The organism is Ramlibacter sp., from assembly GCF_035627355.1.
In the GTDB taxonomy this organism is placed as follows: domain Bacteria; phylum Pseudomonadota; class Gammaproteobacteria; order Burkholderiales; family Burkholderiaceae_C; genus Ramlibacter.
Genome location: NZ_DASPLW010000014.1, coordinates 57,679 through 74,958, shown reverse-complemented (window position 1 = coordinate 74,958; position 17,280 = coordinate 57,679). Strand labels below are relative to the sequence as shown.

16 protein-coding genes are annotated in these 17,280 nt (G+C 70.1%); 12 read left to right on the top strand and 4 right to left on the bottom strand.

What is annotated here, in order from left to right:
• The 3 genes from VEC03_RS05385 to ugpQ form a co-directional block, all read left to right on the top strand.
• Positions 1–279 (top strand): ABC transporter permease subunit (locus VEC03_RS05385; RefSeq protein ID WP_324913294.1); only part of this gene is annotated, 279 nt, incomplete at its 5' end.
• The gene (locus VEC03_RS05380; RefSeq protein ID WP_324913292.1) at positions 280–1,290 is read left to right on the top strand and encodes a sn-glycerol-3-phosphate import ATP-binding protein UgpC; all 1,011 of its coding nucleotides are present in this window, start codon (positions 280–282) and stop codon (positions 1,288–1,290) included. It begins immediately after the preceding gene.
• Positions 1,287–2,021 (top strand): glycerophosphodiester phosphodiesterase, encoded by a 735-nt coding sequence (gene ugpQ / locus VEC03_RS05375; RefSeq protein WP_324913290.1) that lies wholly within the window; start codon positions 1,287–1,289, stop codon positions 2,019–2,021. Before VEC03_RS05380 ends, ugpQ begins: the two co-directional genes overlap by 4 nt.
• A gap of 9 nt (positions 2,022–2,030) precedes the next feature.
• On the opposite strand, the gene VEC03_RS05370 is transcribed toward ugpQ, so the two are convergent.
• The 3 genes from VEC03_RS05370 to VEC03_RS05360 all read right to left on the bottom strand — a co-directional run bounded on the left by VEC03_RS05370 (position 2,031) and on the right by VEC03_RS05360 (position 4,494).
• Positions 2,031–2,621 carry a DUF3501 family protein gene (locus tag VEC03_RS05370; protein ID WP_324913288.1) on the bottom strand — a complete coding sequence of 197 codons (591 nt, stop codon included), beginning with the start codon at positions 2,619–2,621 and terminating at the stop codon, positions 2,031–2,033.
• A gap of 7 nt (positions 2,622–2,628) precedes the next feature.
• Positions 2,629–3,975: a heterodisulfide reductase-related iron-sulfur binding cluster gene (locus VEC03_RS05365; protein WP_324913286.1), complete on the bottom strand. Its 1,347-nt coding sequence runs from the start codon at positions 3,973–3,975 to the stop codon at positions 2,629–2,631.
• Between the two features lie 96 nt (positions 3,976–4,071).
• Positions 4,072–4,494 (bottom strand): rubrerythrin family protein, encoded by a 423-nt coding sequence (locus VEC03_RS05360; protein ID WP_324913284.1) that lies wholly within the window; start codon positions 4,492–4,494, stop codon positions 4,072–4,074.
• A gap of 241 nt (positions 4,495–4,735) precedes the next feature.
• On the opposite strand from VEC03_RS05360, the gene VEC03_RS05355 reads away from it, so the two are divergent.
• The 3 genes from VEC03_RS05355 to VEC03_RS05345 all read left to right on the top strand — a co-directional run bounded on the left by VEC03_RS05355 (position 4,736) and on the right by VEC03_RS05345 (position 7,427).
• On the top strand, positions 4,736–5,350 hold the full coding sequence (locus VEC03_RS05355) for a VOC family protein (protein ID WP_324913282.1): 615 nt from the start codon (positions 4,736–4,738) through the stop codon (positions 5,348–5,350).
• 152 nt (positions 5,351–5,502) lie between these two features.
• Entirely contained in the window at positions 5,503–7,227 is a 1,725-nt protein-coding gene (locus VEC03_RS05350) for an FAD-dependent monooxygenase (protein WP_324913280.1), read from the top strand.
• Positions 7,224–7,427 carry a DUF2783 domain-containing protein gene (locus VEC03_RS05345; protein WP_324913278.1) on the top strand — a complete coding sequence of 68 codons (204 nt, stop codon included), beginning with the start codon at positions 7,224–7,226 and terminating at the stop codon, positions 7,425–7,427. Before VEC03_RS05350 ends, VEC03_RS05345 begins: the two co-directional genes overlap by 4 nt.
• Here the strand turns inward: VEC03_RS05345 and VEC03_RS05340 are convergent.
• Positions 7,424–8,404 carry an AraC family transcriptional regulator gene (locus VEC03_RS05340; protein WP_324913276.1) on the bottom strand — a complete coding sequence of 327 codons (981 nt, stop codon included), beginning with the start codon at positions 8,402–8,404 and terminating at the stop codon, positions 7,424–7,426. The genes VEC03_RS05345 and VEC03_RS05340 overlap by 4 nt on opposite strands.
• A gap of 159 nt (positions 8,405–8,563) precedes the next feature.
• Between VEC03_RS05340 and VEC03_RS05335 the strand changes: the two genes are divergently transcribed.
• The 6 genes from VEC03_RS05335 (at position 8,564) to VEC03_RS05310 (ending at position 17,269) form a co-directional block, all read left to right on the top strand.
• The gene (locus VEC03_RS05335; protein ID WP_324913274.1) at positions 8,564–9,502 is read left to right on the top strand and encodes a bile acid:sodium symporter family protein; all 939 of its coding nucleotides are present in this window, start codon (positions 8,564–8,566) and stop codon (positions 9,500–9,502) included.
• Positions 9,499–10,464: an SDR family oxidoreductase gene (locus VEC03_RS05330; RefSeq protein ID WP_324913272.1), complete on the top strand. Its 966-nt coding sequence runs from the start codon at positions 9,499–9,501 to the stop codon at positions 10,462–10,464. Before VEC03_RS05335 ends, VEC03_RS05330 begins: the two co-directional genes overlap by 4 nt.
• On the top strand, positions 10,461–11,288 hold the full coding sequence (locus VEC03_RS05325; protein ID WP_324913270.1) for an SDR family oxidoreductase: 828 nt from the start codon (positions 10,461–10,463) through the stop codon (positions 11,286–11,288). Before VEC03_RS05330 ends, VEC03_RS05325 begins: the two co-directional genes overlap by 4 nt.
• A 6-nt stretch (positions 11,289–11,294) precedes the next feature.
• Positions 11,295–13,094 (top strand): virginiamycin B lyase family protein, encoded by a 1,800-nt coding sequence (locus VEC03_RS05320; RefSeq protein ID WP_324913268.1) that lies wholly within the window; start codon positions 11,295–11,297, stop codon positions 13,092–13,094.
• On the top strand, positions 13,091–14,284 hold the full coding sequence (locus VEC03_RS05315) for an MFS transporter (RefSeq protein ID WP_324913266.1): 1,194 nt from the start codon (positions 13,091–13,093) through the stop codon (positions 14,282–14,284). Before VEC03_RS05320 ends, VEC03_RS05315 begins: the two co-directional genes overlap by 4 nt.
• Positions 14,285–14,389: 105 nt before the next feature.
• A complete protein-coding gene (locus tag VEC03_RS05310; protein ID WP_324913264.1) occupies positions 14,390–17,269 on the top strand; it encodes a valine--tRNA ligase in 2,880 nt (959 codons plus the stop codon).
• The last annotated feature ends 11 nt before the right edge of the window (positions 17,270–17,280 follow it).

The following is a 17,280-nucleotide window of genomic DNA, read 5'->3' as shown; positions in this document are numbered from 1 at the left end:
AAGGACGTGCTGCTGCCGCTGTCGAAGACCTCGATGGCCGCCCTCTTCGTCATCCAGTTCATCTACGGCTGGAACCAGTACCTGTGGCCGCTGCTGGTGGCCACGGACGAGAAGATGTATCCCATCGTGATGGGCATCAAGCGCCTGATCTTCGGCGAGGTCTACATCGAATGGAACGTGGTCATGGCCACGGCGATCCTGGCGATGCTGCCGCCGGCGGTGGTGGTGATCCTGATGCAGAAATGGTTCGTCAAGGGCCTCGTGGACACGGAAAAGTAAATGGCATCCATCTCCCTCAGAAACGTCGTCAAGAAGTACGGCAAAGGCAAGCACGAACTGCAGGTGATCCACGGCGTGAACGCCGAGGTGGCCGACCGCGAATTCATCGTCATCGTCGGGCCCTCGGGCTGCGGCAAGTCCACGCTGCTGCGCATGGTGGCGGGGCTCGAAGAAATCAGCGGCGGCGAGATCGCCATCGGCGGGCGGGTGGTGAACCAGCTCGAGCCGGCCGAGCGCGACATCGCCATGGTGTTCCAGAACTACGCGCTCTACCCGCACATGAGCGTGTTCGAGAACATGGCCTACGGCCTGAAGCTGCGCAAGATGCCCCGCGAGGAGATCAAGCAGCGGGTGGACAAGGCAGCCGGCATCCTGGAGCTGTCACACCTGCTCGATCGCCGGCCGCGCCAGCTCTCCGGCGGGCAGCGCCAGCGCGTGGCCATGGGCCGCGCCATCGTGCGCCAGCCGCAGGTGTTCCTGTTCGACGAGCCGCTGTCCAACCTGGACGCCAAGCTGCGCGCCCAGACCCGGCTGGAGATCCAGAAGCTGCACCGCGAACTGGGCATCACCTCGCTGTTCGTCACCCACGACCAGGTCGAGGCCATGACGCTGGCCCAGCGCATGATCGTGATGAACGCCGGCGTGATGGAGCAGTTCGGCACGCCCGAGGAGGTCTACCACCGGCCCGCCTCCACCTTCGTCGCCAGCTTCATCGGCTCGCCGCCCATGAACCTGCTCAAGGACGCGCCGGGCGGGCGCAACGGCCGCCTGATGGGCATCCGCCCCGAGCACCTGGACATGGGCGCCGACGGCTGGGAGGTCCGCGTCGAGACGGTGGAACTGCTGGGCGCCGAGCGCCTGATCTACGGCCGGCTTGGCGGCGAGCCGATCATCGTGCGCAGCGAGGAAGGCCAGCCGGCCCCCGCCGCCGATTCGGTGATCCGGGTGCGGCCGCGCGAGGACCGGCTGCACTGGTTCGACGCCGGCTCCGGCAAGCGGGTGGAAGCGTGACGGACTGGCCCTATCCGCGCTGGGTCGCCCACCGCGGTGCCGGCAAGCTGGCGCCCGAGAACACGATGGCCGCCTTCCGGCTGGGCGCGCAGCACGGCTGGCGCATGTTCGAGTGCGACGCCAAGCTGTCGGCCGACGGCGTGGTGTTCCTGATGCACGACGCGGAACTGGATCGCACGACCAGCGGCACGGGCCTAGGCGGCGACAAGCCCTGGGCCGAGCTGTCGCAGCTGGACGCCGGGAGCTGGCACTCGCGCGCCCATGCCGGCGAGCCGCTGCCGACGCTGGAGAACGTCGCGCGCTTCTGCCGCGCCAACGGCTACTTCCTCAACATCGAGATCAAGCCCACGCCCGGGCTGGAGCTGCGTACCGGCGAGGTGGTCGCGCGCGAAGCCGCCCGCCTGTGGGCCGATGCGGCCGTGCCGCCGCTGCTGACCTCGTTCCGTCCGGAATCGCTGGCTGGCGCTCGCGATGCCGCGCCACAGCTGCCGCGCGGGCTGCTGCTGGACAGCCTGTGGAAGGGCTGGCTGGAGATGGCGCTGCAGCTCGAGTGCGTGGCGCTGGTGTGCAACCACGCGCTGTGGGACGCCAGCACGGTCACCCAGGCCAAGAGCGCGGGTCTGCGCTGCCTGAGCTACACCGTGAACGACGAGTGGGCCGCGCAGCGGCTGTGGGCGCTGGGGACGGACGGGATCATCACGGACCGGGTGGATCTGTTCGCGCCGGACTAGGGCGCAGCCCTACTTCAGGTCCCCCGCCAGCGCCGCCAGCGTCTCCGCCGGGATCGTCATGTGCGCCGGGTAGTTGCGGTGGTCGCAACCCAGCTTGACCTCGGCGCCGGCCTTCACGGCCGCGCGCATGGGCGCGTCGAGCTCGAAGCGCAGGAAGTGCACCGAGGACGTCTTCTCGTCGTTCTCGCGCTCGAGGTCCTCGTCGGCGATCGCGTACACGCGCGCATGCCCCTCGACCTCGACGAACATGCGGTCCTCCACGCCGATCAGCCGGGCCAGCTCGCGCCGGCGCTCGCTCTCGTCGGGGTACTCCAGCATCATGGTGGCCTTCCAGTTGCCGCCATCGGGCACCAGCGGCGCGTAGGCGTCGATCTCGGCCTGGATGCCCTCTTCCTCGAAGATCTTCTCGATGCGCAGCATCTCCTGGATCTGGTAGCGCATCGTCAGCTCGCTCTCGAACTGCAGCGTCAGGTGCTCGCCCAGCTGCACGCTGCGCTGCTTGCGGTGGGCGATGACCTCGCCCTTGTGCGCCTTGCGCCAGCGGGCGTAGGCCTCCAGCGTCATCAGGCTGTCGGGGGTGATCTTGCCGGTCAGTTGCATGGGGGGTTCACAGTCCGTAGGCCTTGCGCAGCAGGCTGAGCGGGTGCTGCAGCTCCGGCGTGCCGAGCTGGTTCACCTCGAAGCCCTGCGCGATGTGGTGGCCGCCCAGCGGGCAGTCGGAGCTGATGTAGTCGGGCGCGCCGCCCGCGGGGTGTTCCGCCATGCGACGGAACAGCGGCTTGCCGATCTTCATCGCCATGGCGTGGTACTGCTTCTTGACGCCGTAGGTGCCGGCGTGCCCGGAGCAGCGCTCGTGGGTGGCGACCTCGGTGCCCGGCACCAGCTTGAGCATCTCCTCGGTGCGCTTGCCGATGTTCTGCACCCGGCCGTGGCAGGGCGTGTGGTAGCTCACCTTGCCCAGCGGCTGGCTGAAGTCGGTCTTGAGCAGGCCGTCGCGCCGGCGAGCGGAGAGGTACTCGAACGGATCCCACATCGCTTCCTTGACGGCCTGCACGTCGGCGTCGTCGGGGTACATCAGCGGGAGTTCCTGCTTGTACATCAGCGTGCAGCTCGGCACGGCCGACAGGATGGCCCAGCCCTCGCGCGCGTAGCGGGCCAGCACCGGGATGTTGGCCTGCTTGAGCTTGTCCACGCCCTCCAGGTCGCCCAGCTCCAGCTTGGGCATGCCGCAGCACTTCTCCTTGTCGACGAGGCGGTACGGGATCTCGTTGTGCGCCAGCACCTTCAGCAGGTCGTGGCCTATGCCCGGCTCGTTGTAGTTGACGTAGCAGGTGGCGTAGATCGCGACCTTGCCGGGCGTCTTGGCGCCGTCCTTCACCGGCAGGTCTTCCGACTTCGGCGCGCCGGAGCGGAACTTGCGCGTGGCCAGGTCGGGCAGCCAGGCGTCACGGTCGACGTTCAGCACCTTCTCCATGGCGGCGCGGGCCGGCTTGGTGTGGTTCAGCGCATTGGCCGCCTGCACCACGATCGGGATGCCGGCGAAGCTGCCGTGGGTGTCGGTCGAGGCGAGGAAGCGCTCGCTGGCAGGAATGCCCTTCCTGAACTTGATCGCCTTGGCCCGCAGCATGGTGTGCGGGAAGTCCAGGTTCCACTCGTGCGGCGGCACGTAGGGGCACTTGGTCATGTAGCACAGGTCGCACAGGTAGCACTGGTCGACGACCTTCCAGTAGTCCTGCTTGGCCACGCCGTCGAGCTCGCCGGTGCTGCCCTCGTCCACCAGGTCGAACAGCGTCGGGAAGGCGCCGCACAGGCTGACGCAGCGGCGGCAGCCGTGGCAGATCTCGAAGATGCGCTCCAGCTCCTTGAAGGCGGCGCCCTCGTCGTAGAAGGCGTCGTTGCGCCAGTCGATGGGGTGCCGGGTGGGGGCCTCGAGGCTGCCTTCGCGCGGGAGCATGTCGGGTCTTCTTGTCGTGTGGGCTCGGATGAGGGCGCATTCGCGCCCGCCCTCATCCCAGCCCTCTCCACTTGGGAGAGGGAGGGCGGTCGCGCGTCAGTCGACCAGCTCGTTCAGCGCCTTGGTGTAGCGGTTCGCGTGCGAGCGCTCGGCCTTGGCCAGCGTCTCGAACCAGTCGGCGACTTCGTCGAAGCCTTCATCGCGCGCCGTCTTGGCCATGCCCGGGTACATGTCGGTGTACTCGTGGGTCTCTCCGGCCACGGCAGCCTTGAGGTTGTCGCGCGTGCCGCCGATCGGCAGGCCGGTGGCGGGATCGCCGCACTGCTCCAGCCATTCCAGGTGGCCGTGCGCGTGGCCCGTCTCGCCTTCGGCGGTGGAGCGGAACAGCGCCGCGACGTCGTTCTGCCCTTCCACGTCGGCCTTGTTTGCGAAGTAGAGGTAGCGGCGGTTGGCCTGGGATTCGCCGGCAAAGGCGGCCTTCAGGTTTTCTTCCGTCTTGGAACCCTTGAGGGTGGCCATGGCAGTCTCCTTGGAAATGGGTGGATCGGTAGAGCCTTGCGCCCGGGGCGTTCGGCCCGAGGACCCAGGGACTGTAGCGCCGCCTCACCGCACGGTCTAATTGGCCGGCTCAATCCGCCGCATTGAAGATGGCTAAGGGAACCATAGGGTGCATGCATGGGTCCGCCGATGGCCGCGCCGGGCCTCTGCGCCCATTACGGTAAAGTAAACGCGTTACGCAATGTTGAATTCCGGAGAACCCATGGCCGCCGTCCCGAACACTGCCGCGCTGCCGGCCCCCGCACCCATCCAGCAGCTCCACCACTACGCCTACCGGGCCCGCGACGCCGAGGAGACGCGCCGCTTCTACGAGGACATCCTCGGGCTGCCGCTCTACCACATCATCCAGAGCGACTACGTGCCCAGCACCGGCGAGTACTGCCCCTACACGCACTTCTTCTTCCGCCTGCAGGACGGCTCGTTCATCGCCTTCTTCGACCTCGGCGACGACCAGGCCTGCGAGCCCTCGCCCAACACGCCCAAGTGGGTCAACCACATCTCCTTCCGGGTCGACTCGACCCAGGCGCTGCAGGACATGAAGGCGCGGCTGGAAGCGCACGGGGTCGAGGTGCTGGGCATCACCGACCACCACATCTTCCACAGCATCTACTTCTTCGACCCCAACGGCATCCGGCTGGAGCTGACGGCCCAGCTGGCCGACGAGTTCCAGATGCTGCAGGAGAGCAAGACCGCGCACAAGCGGCTGGACGAATGGACCGCGCGCAAGGAGCAGTGGCGCAAGGACCGGGCGGCCGGCAAGGCCGCCGAACCGCTCAAGCCGCAGCAGAACGACCGGCCGGAGTTCGTGAAGAAGTAAGGCCCCGTCATTCCCGGCCTCGCCTTCGGGCCGGCGGGCCCCCGCGGAAATCCAGTGCGACCGTTCGCGGCCTGCCTGGATGACCCGGACCCCCGCCTGCGCGGGGATGACCTACAAAGAAGGGCGCGTGTGACAACGAGGAGACCATCGCCATGGACGAGCTGAGGACGGGCTACGCGGAAACGGCCCTGACCAATGGCTACGAATTCACCTCGGGCAGCGGCTACCAGCTGCCCGAGTACCCGTTCGAGGCGCCGGCCGAGCTGGCCACCGGCACGGTCGGGGAACATCCGGTGGTCATCGTGGGCGCCGGGCTGGCCGGGCTCACCGCGGCCTGCGCCCTGGCCCACTACGGCATCCCCGCCGTCCTGCTCGACGAGGACAACACCGTCGGCGTCAAGGGCGCCTCCTCGCGCGGCATCTGCTACACGCAGAAGTCGCTGGAGATCTTCCACCGGCTGGGCGTCTACGAGCGCATCGCCCGCAAGGGCATCCAGTGGAGCGTGGGCCGCACCTTCGCCGGCCAGGACGAGGTCTACTCCTTCGACCTGCGCCAGCAGAGCGGCTACAACCTGTCGATCCAACCGCCCTTCATCAACATCCAGCAGTTCTACATCGAGGGCTACCTGGTCGAGCGCATCCGCGAACTGGGCGTGGTGCAGCTGCGCTGGAACAACCGAGTCACCGGCTTCCAGCAGGACGACGACGGCGCCACGCTTTCCGTCACCACGCCGGCCGGCGACTACCGCATCCGCGCCCAGCACGTGATCGACGCCAGCGGCTGCCACAGCCCGTTCCGCCAGTGGGTGGGCGCCAGCGTGACGGCGAAGAAGGGCGACGACCGCTGGTGCATCGCCGACGTGCGCTTCACCAAGCACCCGCCGGTGGAGCGCCACACCTGGATCGAGGCGCCCTTCAACGAGAACCGCGCCGTCTGGCAGCACCTGATGGGCGACGAGGTCTGGCGCATCGACTACCAGATGGCGCCCAACGCCGACCCGGAAGAGGTCAGCCGCGAGGACGTGGTGCGCCAGCGCCTGCAGCGCCAGTTCGGCGCCGACTGCGAAGTCGAGATCGTCTGGGTCGGCCCCTACGCGTATCGCAGCGAGTGCGTGGATGCGATGCGCCACGGCCGCGTGTTCTTCGTCGGCGATGCCGCCAAGGTGGTCAGCCCCTTCGGCGCGCGCGGCGGCAACACCGGCATCGCCGACGCCGACAACCTGGCCTGGAAGCTGGCCGCGGTGCTCCAGGGCCGCGCGCCCGCGGCACTGCTGGACAGCTACCACGAGGAGCGGCACGAGGCCGCCCGGCAGAACGTGCTGGTGACCAACCGCACCGCCCGCTTCCTGCGGCCGGCCGACGGTATCGAGCGGGTGTTCCGCAACGCGGCGGTGGGCCTGGCGCGGCAGTTCCCGTTCGCTCGCCAGCTGGTGAACACCGGCCGCATGGCGATCGCCAACCCGTATACCAGCTCCAGCGTGTGCGACCGGACCGGCGGCCTGTCGGTGCAGAACGTCGCCTTCGAGTGGCCCGACGGATCGAGGGGCGTGGTCAACGACCTGCTGCAGTGGGCGGAAGGCCGCCTGCTGCTGCTGGTCTTCGGCGACCCCGGCCGGGCCGGCCTGTCGCGCCTGCGCGAGCTGTCGGAGGCGGCGCCGCTGCGCTGCCTGCAGGTCCTGGGGCCGAACCAGCGGCCGGGCGCCGTCGAACACGTGCGCGATCCGCAGGGGCACCTGCAGGGCGCATGCCACGTCTTCGGCCACGCGTGGGCGCTGGTGCGGCCCGACAGCTACGTGGCGGCCACCGGCGAGAGCGTGGACGCCAGCCTGGTGCAGGCCATCGCCCGCGCCCTGGGCGCCGCAGGAGCACACGAATGAAGCTGCCGACCTCGATGAAGACGACCCTCAACTTCCAGGACGCCGACACCTTCTACGAGCAGCTGCTGGATGCGCACCAGGGCCTGAGCCGCGACCAGTCGGAACTGCTCAACGCCCGCCTGATCCTGCTGCTGGCCAACCAGGTCGGCGACGCGCGCGTGCTGGAGGAATGCGTGGCCGCGGCCAAGGACTTCCACTAGGCCGGGGTCGACGGCTCGCGGGCGAACTGGGCCGGCGTCTGGCCGCGCCAGCGCCGGAAGGCGCGCGAGAACGCGCCCTCGTCGGAAAACCCCAGCTTCTCGCTGACCGCGGCCACCGACTGGCCCGCCTGCAGGGCCTGGGTGGCCATCTCGTGCAGCAGGGCCTCGCGCAGGCCCTTGAACGACACCGCCTCGGCGGCCAGCTTGCGATTGAGGTGCCTGCCGCTCATGCCCAGCGCCTCGCCCACGCGTTCCTTGCCCCAGCGCGGATGCGCGCGGATCAGCTGCTGCACGCGGCTGGAGACGCCGCCGCTCGGCAGCGAGGCCAGCATCTCGTCGGCCATCAGGCGCAGCTGCGCATGCAGCCGGTCGCCGGCCTGGATCAGGCCCAGGCCGGCTTCGCCCGCGGCCATGGTGACGCTGTCCACCGGCTGGCCGAAGCGCACCGGGCATCCGAGCAGGGCCTCGTACGCGCCCGGCTCCGCGCGCGGCGCGTGCGCGAACTCCACGCCCGAGGGCCGGAAGCGGCCGCTGGTCATCCAGCGCGCCAGGTTGACCACGCAGCCCATCGCAGCCTCCACGCGCAGCTCGCGGCAGGCCGTGTACGCCGGCAGGTAGCGCAGCGCCATCCCGTCGGGCAGCGTCGCGGTCTCGAAGCGGGCGTTGTCGCCGATGATGGGCGCGTACTCCGTCAGCACCTCCAGGCCTTCGCCCAGCGTGTCGCAACTCAGGAGCAGCAGGCCGACGATGTCCAGGTGACCGGCCTGCAGCCCGGTGCCCAGGCGTAGGGCCGCCAGCGGGTCGGCCGCAGTGGCCTGCGCGAACAGGGCCCAGAGCTCGTCCTGCTGCGCCATGGGCACCCGCGGGCGCCGGGCCAGGGACTGCAGCAGGCCTTCGGGCACGCGCGCACCGTGGCGCTGCGCCGCTTCCAGGACGGCCTGGGTGAACCGGATGGTGACGCTGTGCTGTCCTTGCATGGCGGAGGGTCGGCGGCCGGCCTGTCCCGAATTGCCGGCCGCGTGTCCCGCTTGGTGCGGGACGGCCCGTCGAGTGTGCCCTAAAGTCATCCGGCTACGAGAGGGCTGGACCGCCGCGCACCGTGCGCGGCCGCAGGCCCCGGACAACGGAGACACGCGATGCTGCCAGTCGACCAGGTGCAACTGAGTTTCGATCCCCAGACGCTCAGGATCCTCAACGCGGTGCTGGGCCTGGTGATGTTCGGCGTGGCGCTGGAACTGAAGGTCGAGGACTTCCGGGAGGCGCTGAAAACGCCCCGGGCGCTCGCGTTGGGGCTGGTCGGCCACCACGTGCTGTTTCCCGCCATGACCTACGTGCTGGTCTGGGTGCTGAATCCGATCCCCAGCATCGCGCTCGGCATGATCCTGGTGTCGTCCTGCCCGGCCGGGCACATCTCGAACTTCCTGGTCCACCTGTCGCGGGGCAACACCGCCCTGTCGGTCAGCGTCAGCGCGCTGTCCACCGCGGTCGCCCTGTTCATGACGCCGCTGAACTTCGCGTTCTGGGGCAACCTGCACCCGGTGACCAGCGGCCTGATGAAGCAGGTGGCGATGAGCCCCTGGGAGATGCTGGAAGTCGTGGTGCTGCTGCTGGGCGTGCCGCTGGTGCTGGGCATGTGGGTGGCGCGCCGCTTCCCCGGCTTCGCGCAGCGGGTGCGCACGCCGATGAAGCGGCTGTCGCTGCTGGTGCTGGCGGCCTTCATCGTCGGCGCGCTGGCGGCCAACTTCCGCCACTTCCTGGCCTGGATCCACCTGGTCGTGCTGGTGGTGTTCATCCACAACCTGCTGGCGCTGGCCACCGGCTACGGCCTGTCGGCGGCCATGCGGCTGCCCGAGCGCGACCGCCGCGCGATCACCTTCGAGATGGGCATCCAGAACTCGGGGCTGGGCCTGACCCTGATCTTCAACTTCTTCAACGGCCTGGGCGGCATGGCCATCGTGACCGCCTGGTGGGGCATCTGGCACATCGTCGCCGGGCTGGCGCTGGCCACCTTCTGGAAGCGCCGCGACCCCGGCGGCCAGGCGCAGGCGCTGGGCCCCGGCCGGGCCCGGGCATGAACGCGCCGCGCGTCCTGGTGACCGGGGCCGGCGGCTACCTGGGCCGCCAGGTCGTGGCCGGGCTGGCACAGCAGGCCGGCGCGTCGCTGGTGCTGGCGCACGACGTGCGGCCGCCGGCGGAGCGGCTGCCGGGCGTGCGCTACGAGACCGGCGACGTGCGCTCGCCGGAGCTCGCCACGCTGGTCGCGACGCACCGCATCGACACCGTGGTGCACCTGGCGTCCATCGTCACGCCGGGGCGCGGCAGCCGGCGCGAGTTCGAGTACGACGTGGACGTGAACGGCACGCGCAACGTGCTGCAGGCCTGCGTGCGGCACGGCGTGCGCCGCATCGTGGTGTCCTCCAGCGGCGCGGCCTACGGCTACCACGCCGACAACCCGGCCTGGATCACCGAGGACGTGCCGCTGCGCGGCAACGAGGTGTTCGCCTATTCGCACCACAAGCGCCTGGTCGAGGAACTGCTCGCCTGCCACCGCGAGGACCACCCCGGGCTGGAGCAGGTGGTGCTGCGCATCGGCACCATCCTCGGCGCCACCGTGCGCAACCAGATCACCGGCCTGTTCGAGCAGCGCCGGCCGCTGGCCATCGCCGGCTCCGACAGCCCGTTCGTGTTCATCTGGGACCAGGACGTGGTGGCCATCATCCTGCGCGCGATAGCCGACGGCCCGGCCGGCATCTTCAACGTGGCCGGCGACGGCGCACTCACCATCCACGAGATCGCCGCCCGCCTGGGCAAGCGCTGCCGGGTGCTGCCGGCGGGCGTGCTGCAGGGCGCACTGGCCGTGCTCAAGCCGCTCGGCCTGACGCAGTACGGACCGGAGCAGATCGACTTCCTGCGCTACCGGCCGGTGCTGCTCAACACGCGCCTGAAGACGGTGTTCGGCTACACGCCGCGCTACACCTCGGCCGAGGTGTTCGAGGTCTACCGGGCCGCGCTCGCGAACCGGAGCGCGGCGGCATGACGCACCGGAGCTTCGCCGGCCGCACGGTGGTGGTCACGGGCGCCGCAGGCGGCCTCGGGCGCAGCCTGTGCCTGCACTTCGGTGCCGCCGGCGCCCGGGTGGCCGCGCTCGACCGTGATGCCGACGGCCTCCAGGCGCTGGCCGCCGAGATGTCGGCGCGCGGCCAGACCGTACTGCCGCAGCCCTGCGACGTGACCGACGCGGCGGCCTGCGCCACGGCCCTGCGCATGGCCAGCGAGACCCTGGGCCGCATCGAGGTGCTGGTCAACAACGCCGGCATCGCGCACCGCAGCGCCTTCGCGCAGACGCGGGCCGAGGTGATCCGGCGGGTGATGGAGGTGAACTTCTTCGGCACCGTCCATTGCACGCAGGCCGCCCTGCCCGACCTGCGCGCCGCGCGCGGCCTGGTGATCGCGATCTCCAGCGTGGCCGGCTTCTCGCCGCTGGTCGGCCGCACCGGCTACGCGGCCAGCAAGCACGCGCTGCACGGCTTCTTCGACAGCCTGCGGGCCGAACTGGCCGGTGATGGCGTGGAGGTGCTGCTGGTCTGCCCGTCCTTCATCGCCACCGGCATCGACGGCGCGGCGCTGGGCGGCGACGGCCGGCCCGCGGGTCGGCCTCGGCAGACCACCGGTGCGCAGGCGACGCCGGACGAGGTGGCGCAGGCGATCGTCCGGGCGGCGTCGCGCGGGCGACGGCTGCTGCTGCCCGGGGCGACAGCCCGCACGGCCTGGGTGCTCAGCCGCTGCTGCCCGAGCTTGTACGCCGCCCTCATGCGGCGTCGGCTGCAGGCCGAGCTGGCACCCACTTCCCAAGGAGACTGAAGAAAAATGAAGACGACGATGCACGGCGTTGCCCTGGCCGGCCTGCTGCTGGCCGCCAGCGGCGCACAGGCCCTGACGCTGCAGGTGCAGGGCCCGGATGGCCAGCCCCTGGGCCTGGTCATGGTCACGCAGGTGCCGCGGGCCGCCCGCATCGACGACTCGGACAACGGCTACGCCGCGTCGGGCCGGCCGCAGCAGGGCACCCTGGAGCACACGCGCTTCACCGATGCGCGCGGGCAGGCCGTGCTGCCGGACAGCGCCGCACCGTTCACGCTGCGCCTGCGCAAGCCCGGCTTCAAGGACCTGCAGCTCACCTCCACCGAGCTGGGCTCGCGGACCGAGTTGGCGATGGCGGCCGAGCAGGACCCCCGCGCGCTGGCCGAGCAAAAGCCCTCCAATGCCTGGACCGCCACCCTGTCCAGCAGCATCCCGGAGGAAGCCATCCGCAAGGAGTTCATGCTCCAGTGCGCCTTCTGCCACCAGCAGGGATCGGCCTTCCTGCGCCGCGAGCGCAGCGCCAGCGAGTGGGACACGGCCATCCGCCGGATGGTGCGCTACGGCGCCCGGCTGTCCAGCGAGTCGCAGAAGTCCATGCCGGCGCTGCTGGAGGCGCACTGGAAGGACATCGCGGCCCACCCGGAACGGGTGCCGGAAGCAACCCCCTGGGTGCCCGAGCTGGCCGGCGCCCAGATCACCGAGCTGCCGCTGGGCGACCGCTTCTCCCAGATGCACGACTTTTTGGCGCACAGCAACGGCATGGTCTACGTGGGCGACAACCTGCAGGACCGCATCTACGAGGTCAACCCGGACACCGGCGCCTACACCGTCTACAAGATCCCGCCGCTGCCCGGCGACAAGCTGGGCGGCCTGCTGGCCGGGCGGCTGGCGGAATTCCCCAAGCACGAGACCTACCAGGGCATCCACTCGCTGGCCGAGTCGAGGAAGGACGGCCATGTGTTCATCACGCCGTCCTACCAGCGCCGGCTGATCGAGTTCGACCCCCGCAGCAAGTCCTTCAAGGTGCACGAGATGGACAGCGGCTTCTATCCGCACACGGTGCGCATCGATGCCAGGGACCGGGTCTGGTTCACGCTGGCCCTGTCCAACCAGGTGGCGATGTTCGATCGCGCCACCGCACGCTTCACGCTCTACGACCTCCCCTTCCGCAGCTTCATGGAAAAGCTCACCGTGAAGCTGACGCCCTTCATCTTCAAGCTGATCGGCTGGGGCCTGCCGATCACCAACTGGGTTCGGGTGGACCACAAGTCCACCGGCGTTCCGCTGCCCTACGGGATCGACATTACGCCCGACGGCACCGTCTGGATCGCCCGCATGCACACCGACGAGATCGCCTCCATCGATCCCGCCACCGGCCGGGTGACCATGATCGCCACGCCGCTGCGCGCGCCCCGGCGCCTGCGCAGCGACCGCGACGGCAACCTCTGGATCGCGATGTTCAACGAGTCCGCGATCCTGCGCTACGAGCCGGCCGCGCGCCGCTTCACCACCTTCGAGATGCCGGTGCGGCCCAAGGGCAGCGACACGCCCTACTCCCTGAACGTGGACCGCCAGCGCCACCAGGTCTGGGTGACCGGCACCAATTCCGATTCGGTCCAGCGCCTGGACATCGCCACCGGCACCTGGCGCTTCTTCCCGATGCCGCGCAAGGTGACCTTCACCCGCGACGTGGAGTTCGGCGCCGACGGCCGCGTCTTCCTGGCCAACGGCGCCTTCCCCTCCTGGCACATCGAGGACGCGCAGCCCACCTTCATCCATCTGCGGCCCGGCGACGCGCGCGCGCCATGATCCGCCGCCACGGCCGCTTCCTGCTGTCCTGCCTGCTGGCGTTCACCGCCGGCCACATGTTCAACTACACCGTCATCCTGTACCTGCAGGAAGCGGTGGGCTCGGACCTGCTGGCCGGCCTGGGTTTCGGCCTCGCTTTCGGCAGCTCCATCGTGTTCGGCTGGTTCGCGGGCGTGCTGTGCGATCGCGTGGCGCCGGTGCGGGTGATCCACGGCGCGCAGGCGCTGTTCCTGGTCGGACTGGCCTGCCTCGGGTGGGCGGACGTCGGCGCCGGAGTCGGCACTCGCCCGGCGTGGGCGCTGGCCGGCGCCTTCATGGGCGGGCTAGCCTGGTCCTTCGTCGGGCCGGCGCGGCTGACCACCTTGGGGCAGATCGCCTCGGCGGCCGAACTCAAGCCGCTGACCATCGTGTTCAACCTGCAGGTGCTGATCGGCTTCGGGCTGGCTCCGATGGCGATCGGCCTGATCCGCGGGCGGGCCGGCTGGCCGGCGGTGCTGGCCGCCGCCGCCGCGGGCTTCGTCCTGTCCTCGGCCCTGCTGGCGGGCTTGCGCACCCGGGCCGACCCGCAGCCCTCGATGCAATCGGTCTGGTCCGACATCGGGGCCGGCTTCCGCGCGGTCGGCGAGGCCCCGCTGCTGCGCCAGCTGATGCTGGCCGCCGTGGCCGGCTATGCCATGACCGGCCCGATGCAGATCCTGCTGCCCCGGCTGGCCCGCCAGGAGCTCGGGCTGTCGGAGGCACTGCGCGGCGCCTACCTGGGCCTGCTGGCCGCCAGCCTGATCGCCGGCGGCGTGCTGGCGCTGGTGCTGGCGCGCCGCGTGCACCACGGCCGCACCGTGCTGGGCGGCGTCACGGTGGCCAGCCTGGTGTTCGCCGGGCTGGCGCTGGTGGAGTCGCCGGCCGGGTCGGCCCTGACGCTGGCGGGCGTGGGCCTGCTGGGCGGGCTGGTGATCAGCCTGGTCGTCTCGGGCATCCAGGCGCAGGCGCCGGTCGCCCTGCGCGGGCGCGTCATGTCCATGTACTCCATCACCTCGCAGGTGGTGCCGGCGCTGTCCGGGGTGGCGGCCGGCGCGCTGCTCCAGCAGGTGGGCGTGCGCCCGGCGGTCGCCGCCGCCGGACTGCTGCTGGCGGGCGTGGGCGCAGTGGCCGCACTCGCGATGCCGGCACTGCGGCGCCACGCGGGGGCCTGAGGCCGGTACTCGCTAAAATCGGTGCTCTTCCCACCCGGCCACGCCAGTGGTGGCTCAACGGCATCCGGACGGATGCCGTTGTTCATTCGGATAAGCACCCGCACCATGAACGACACGGCCCCGCAGCCCGGCCCAGCCAGCCTGTCCAAGTCCTTCGAACCCGCCGCCATCGAAGCCCGCTGGGGCCCGGCTTGGGAGCAGCGCGGCTACGGCCGGGCCGGCTACCGGGGCACCGGCGAGCCGCGCGACGGCGAGCCGGCCTTCGCCATCCAGCTGCCGCCGCCCAACGTCACCGGCACGCTGCACATGGGGCATGCGTTCAACCAGACCATCATGGACAGCCTCACGCGCTACCACCGGATGCGCGGGTTCAACACGCTGTGGCTGCCGGGCACCGACCACGCGGGCATCGCCACCCAGATCGTGGTGGAGCGCCAGCTGCAGCAGCAGGGGCAGAGCCGGCACGACCTGGGGCGCAGGAACTTCGTCGAGCGGGCCTGGGACTGGAAGCGCCAGTCCGGCAACACCATCACCACCCAGATGCGCCGCCTGGGCGACAGCGTGGACTGGTCGCGCGAGTACTTCACGATGGACGACAGGCTGTCGACCATCGTCACCGACACCTTCGTGCGGCTGTACGAGCAGGGCCTGGTCTACCGCGGCAAGCGGCTGGTGAACTGGGACCCGGAACTCAAGACCGCGGTCAGCGACCTGGAGGTCGAGAGCCAGGAGGAGGACGGCTCCCTCTGGCACATCCGCTACCCGCTGGCCGACGGCAGCGGCTCCCTGACGGTGGCGACCACCCGGCCCGAGACCATGCTGGGCGACGTCGCGGTGATGGTGCACCCGGAGGACGAGCGCTACCGCCACCTGGTCGGCAAGACGGTGCGGCTGCCGCTGTGCGACCGCGAGATCCCGGTGATCGCCGACGACTACGTCGACCGCGAATTCGGCACCGGCGTGGTGAAGGTCACGCCCGCGCACGACACCAACGACTACGCCGTCGGCCAGCGCCACGGCCTGCCGATGATCGGCGTGCTGACGCTGGACGCGAAGATCAACGACAACGCACCGGCTGCCTACCGTGGGCTGGACCGCTTCGAGGCCCGCAAGCGCGTGGTCGCCGACCTGCAGGCGCAAGGCCTGCTCGAGGACACGAAGAAGCACAAGCTGATGGTGCCGCGCTGCGCGCGCACCGGGCAGGTGATCGAGCCCATGCTGACGGACCAGTGGTTCGTCGCCATGACCAAGGTGAGCGAGCAGGATCCCACCGGCAAGTCCATCGCACAGAAGGCGATCGACGCCGTGCGCAGCGGACAGGTGCGCTTCGTGCCGGAGAACTGGGTCAACACCTACAACCAGTGGATGGACAACATCCAGGACTGGTGCATCTCGCGCCAGTTGTGGTGGGGCCACCAGATCCCGGCCTGGTACGACGAGGCGGGCAACGTGTACGTCGCGCGCAGCGAGGCCGAAGCGCAGGCCCAGGCGCCCGGCAAGGTCCTGCGGCGCGACGAGGACGTGCTGGACACCTGGTATTCCTCGGCGCTGGTGCCCTTCTCCACCCTGGGCTGGCCGGACAAGACGCGCGACCTGGAGCTGTACCTGCCCTCCAGCGTGCTGGTGACCGGCTACGACATCATCTTCTTCTGGGTCGCCCGGATGATCATGATGACCACCCACTTCACCGGGCAGGTGCCGTTCCGCGACGTGTACATCCACGGCCTGGTGCTGGACGCGCACGGCCGCAAGATGAGCAAGTCCGAGGGCAACGTGCTGGACCCGGTGGACCTGATCGACGGCATCGAACTGGGCCCGCTGCTGGACAAGCGCACCACCGGCCTGCGCAAGCCCGAGACGGCGCCGCAGGTGCGCAGGAACACGGAGAAGGAATTCCCCCAGGGCATCCCGGCCTACGGCGCGGACGCACTGCGCTTCACCTTCGCGTCCATGGCCTCGCTCGGCCGCAGCATCAACTTCGACCCGAAGCGCTGCGAGGGCTACCGCAACTTCTGCAACAAGCTCTGGAACGCGTCGCTGTTCGTGCTGATGAACTGCGAGGGCCAGGACTGCGGCCTGCGGGAGCACACCAAGGCCGACTGCGAGCCGGGCGGCCCGGCGCACGGCTACCTGCGTTTCAGCCAGGCCGACCGCTGGATCGCCTCGGTGCTGCAGAAGGTGGAAGCCGAGGTCGCGCAGGGCTTTGCCGACTACCGCCTGGACAACGTCGCCAACGCGATCTACGACTTCGTCTGGAACCAGTACTGCGACTGGTACCTGGAGATCGCCAAGGTGCAGCTGCGCGAAGCGGCCAAGGATGGTGACGAAAGCCGGCAGCGGGCCACCCGCCGCACCCTGATCCGCACCCTGGAAGCCATCCTGCGGCTGGCGCACCCGGTCATCCCCTTCATCACCGAGGAGCTATGGCAGAAGGTCGCCCCGGTGGCCGGCCTGGCCGGCGAGTCGGTCAGCATCGCCCGCTATCCGCAGGCGCAGCCGGAGAAGATCGACGCGGCCGCCATCGCCTACGTCGACCGGCTCAAGGCCCTGGTGGACAGCTGCCGCCAGTTGCGCGGCGAACTGAACGTGTCCCCCGCCGCCCGCCTGCCGCTGCTGGCGACCGGCGACGCCGCCTTCCTGGGCGAGGTGGCGCCGGTGCTGCAGGCGCTGGCGCGGCTCAGTGAAGTGAAGGTCTTCGACGACGAGGCCGCCTGGGCCGCCGCCGCCAAGGCCGCGCCCGTGGCCGTGGTGGGCGAAGCGCGCCTGTGCCTGTTCATGGAGATCGACGTCGCCGCCGAGAAGGCGCGCCTGTCCAAGGAGGCGGCGCGCGTCGAAGGCGAACTCGCCAAGGCCCAGGGCAAGCTGTCCAACCAGGCCTTCGTCGCCAAGGCACCCGCCGCCGTGATCGAGCAGGAACGCAAGCGCATCGCCGATTTCGGCGCCACGCTGGCCCGCCTGCGCGAGCAACTGGCGCGGCTCGGCTGAACCCCTCTACG

Excerpts from the sequence above, each read along its gene's own strand:
- VEC03_RS05355 (WP_324913282.1), top strand. The coding sequence starts at position 4,736 with ATGGCCGCCGTCCCGAACACTGCCGCGCTGCCGGCCCCCGCACCCATC.
- VEC03_RS05315 (WP_324913266.1), top strand. The coding sequence starts at position 13,091 with ATGATCCGCCGCCACGGCCGCTTCCTGCTGTCCTGCCTGCTGGCGTTC.
- VEC03_RS05345 (WP_324913278.1), top strand. The coding sequence starts at position 7,224 with ATGAAGCTGCCGACCTCGATGAAGACGACCCTCAACTTCCAGGACGCC.
- VEC03_RS05360 (WP_324913284.1), bottom strand. The coding sequence starts at position 4,494 with ATGGCCACCCTCAAGGGTTCCAAGACGGAAGAAAACCTGAAGGCCGCC.
- VEC03_RS05325 (WP_324913270.1), top strand. The coding sequence starts at position 10,461 with ATGACGCACCGGAGCTTCGCCGGCCGCACGGTGGTGGTCACGGGCGCC.
- VEC03_RS05340 (WP_324913276.1), bottom strand. The coding sequence starts at position 8,404 with ATGCAAGGACAGCACAGCGTCACCATCCGGTTCACCCAGGCCGTCCTG.
- VEC03_RS05350 (WP_324913280.1), top strand. The coding sequence starts at position 5,503 with ATGGACGAGCTGAGGACGGGCTACGCGGAAACGGCCCTGACCAATGGC.
- VEC03_RS05310 (WP_324913264.1), top strand. The coding sequence starts at position 14,390 with ATGAACGACACGGCCCCGCAGCCCGGCCCAGCCAGCCTGTCCAAGTCC.
- VEC03_RS05335 (WP_324913274.1), top strand. The coding sequence starts at position 8,564 with ATGCTGCCAGTCGACCAGGTGCAACTGAGTTTCGATCCCCAGACGCTC.
- VEC03_RS05370 (WP_324913288.1), bottom strand. The coding sequence starts at position 2,621 with ATGCAACTGACCGGCAAGATCACCCCCGACAGCCTGATGACGCTGGAG.
- VEC03_RS05380 (WP_324913292.1), top strand. The coding sequence starts at position 280 with ATGGCATCCATCTCCCTCAGAAACGTCGTCAAGAAGTACGGCAAAGGC.
- VEC03_RS05365 (WP_324913286.1), bottom strand. The coding sequence starts at position 3,975 with ATGCTCCCGCGCGAAGGCAGCCTCGAGGCCCCCACCCGGCACCCCATC.
- VEC03_RS05330 (WP_324913272.1), top strand. The coding sequence starts at position 9,499 with ATGAACGCGCCGCGCGTCCTGGTGACCGGGGCCGGCGGCTACCTGGGC.
- VEC03_RS05320 (WP_324913268.1), top strand. The coding sequence starts at position 11,295 with ATGAAGACGACGATGCACGGCGTTGCCCTGGCCGGCCTGCTGCTGGCC.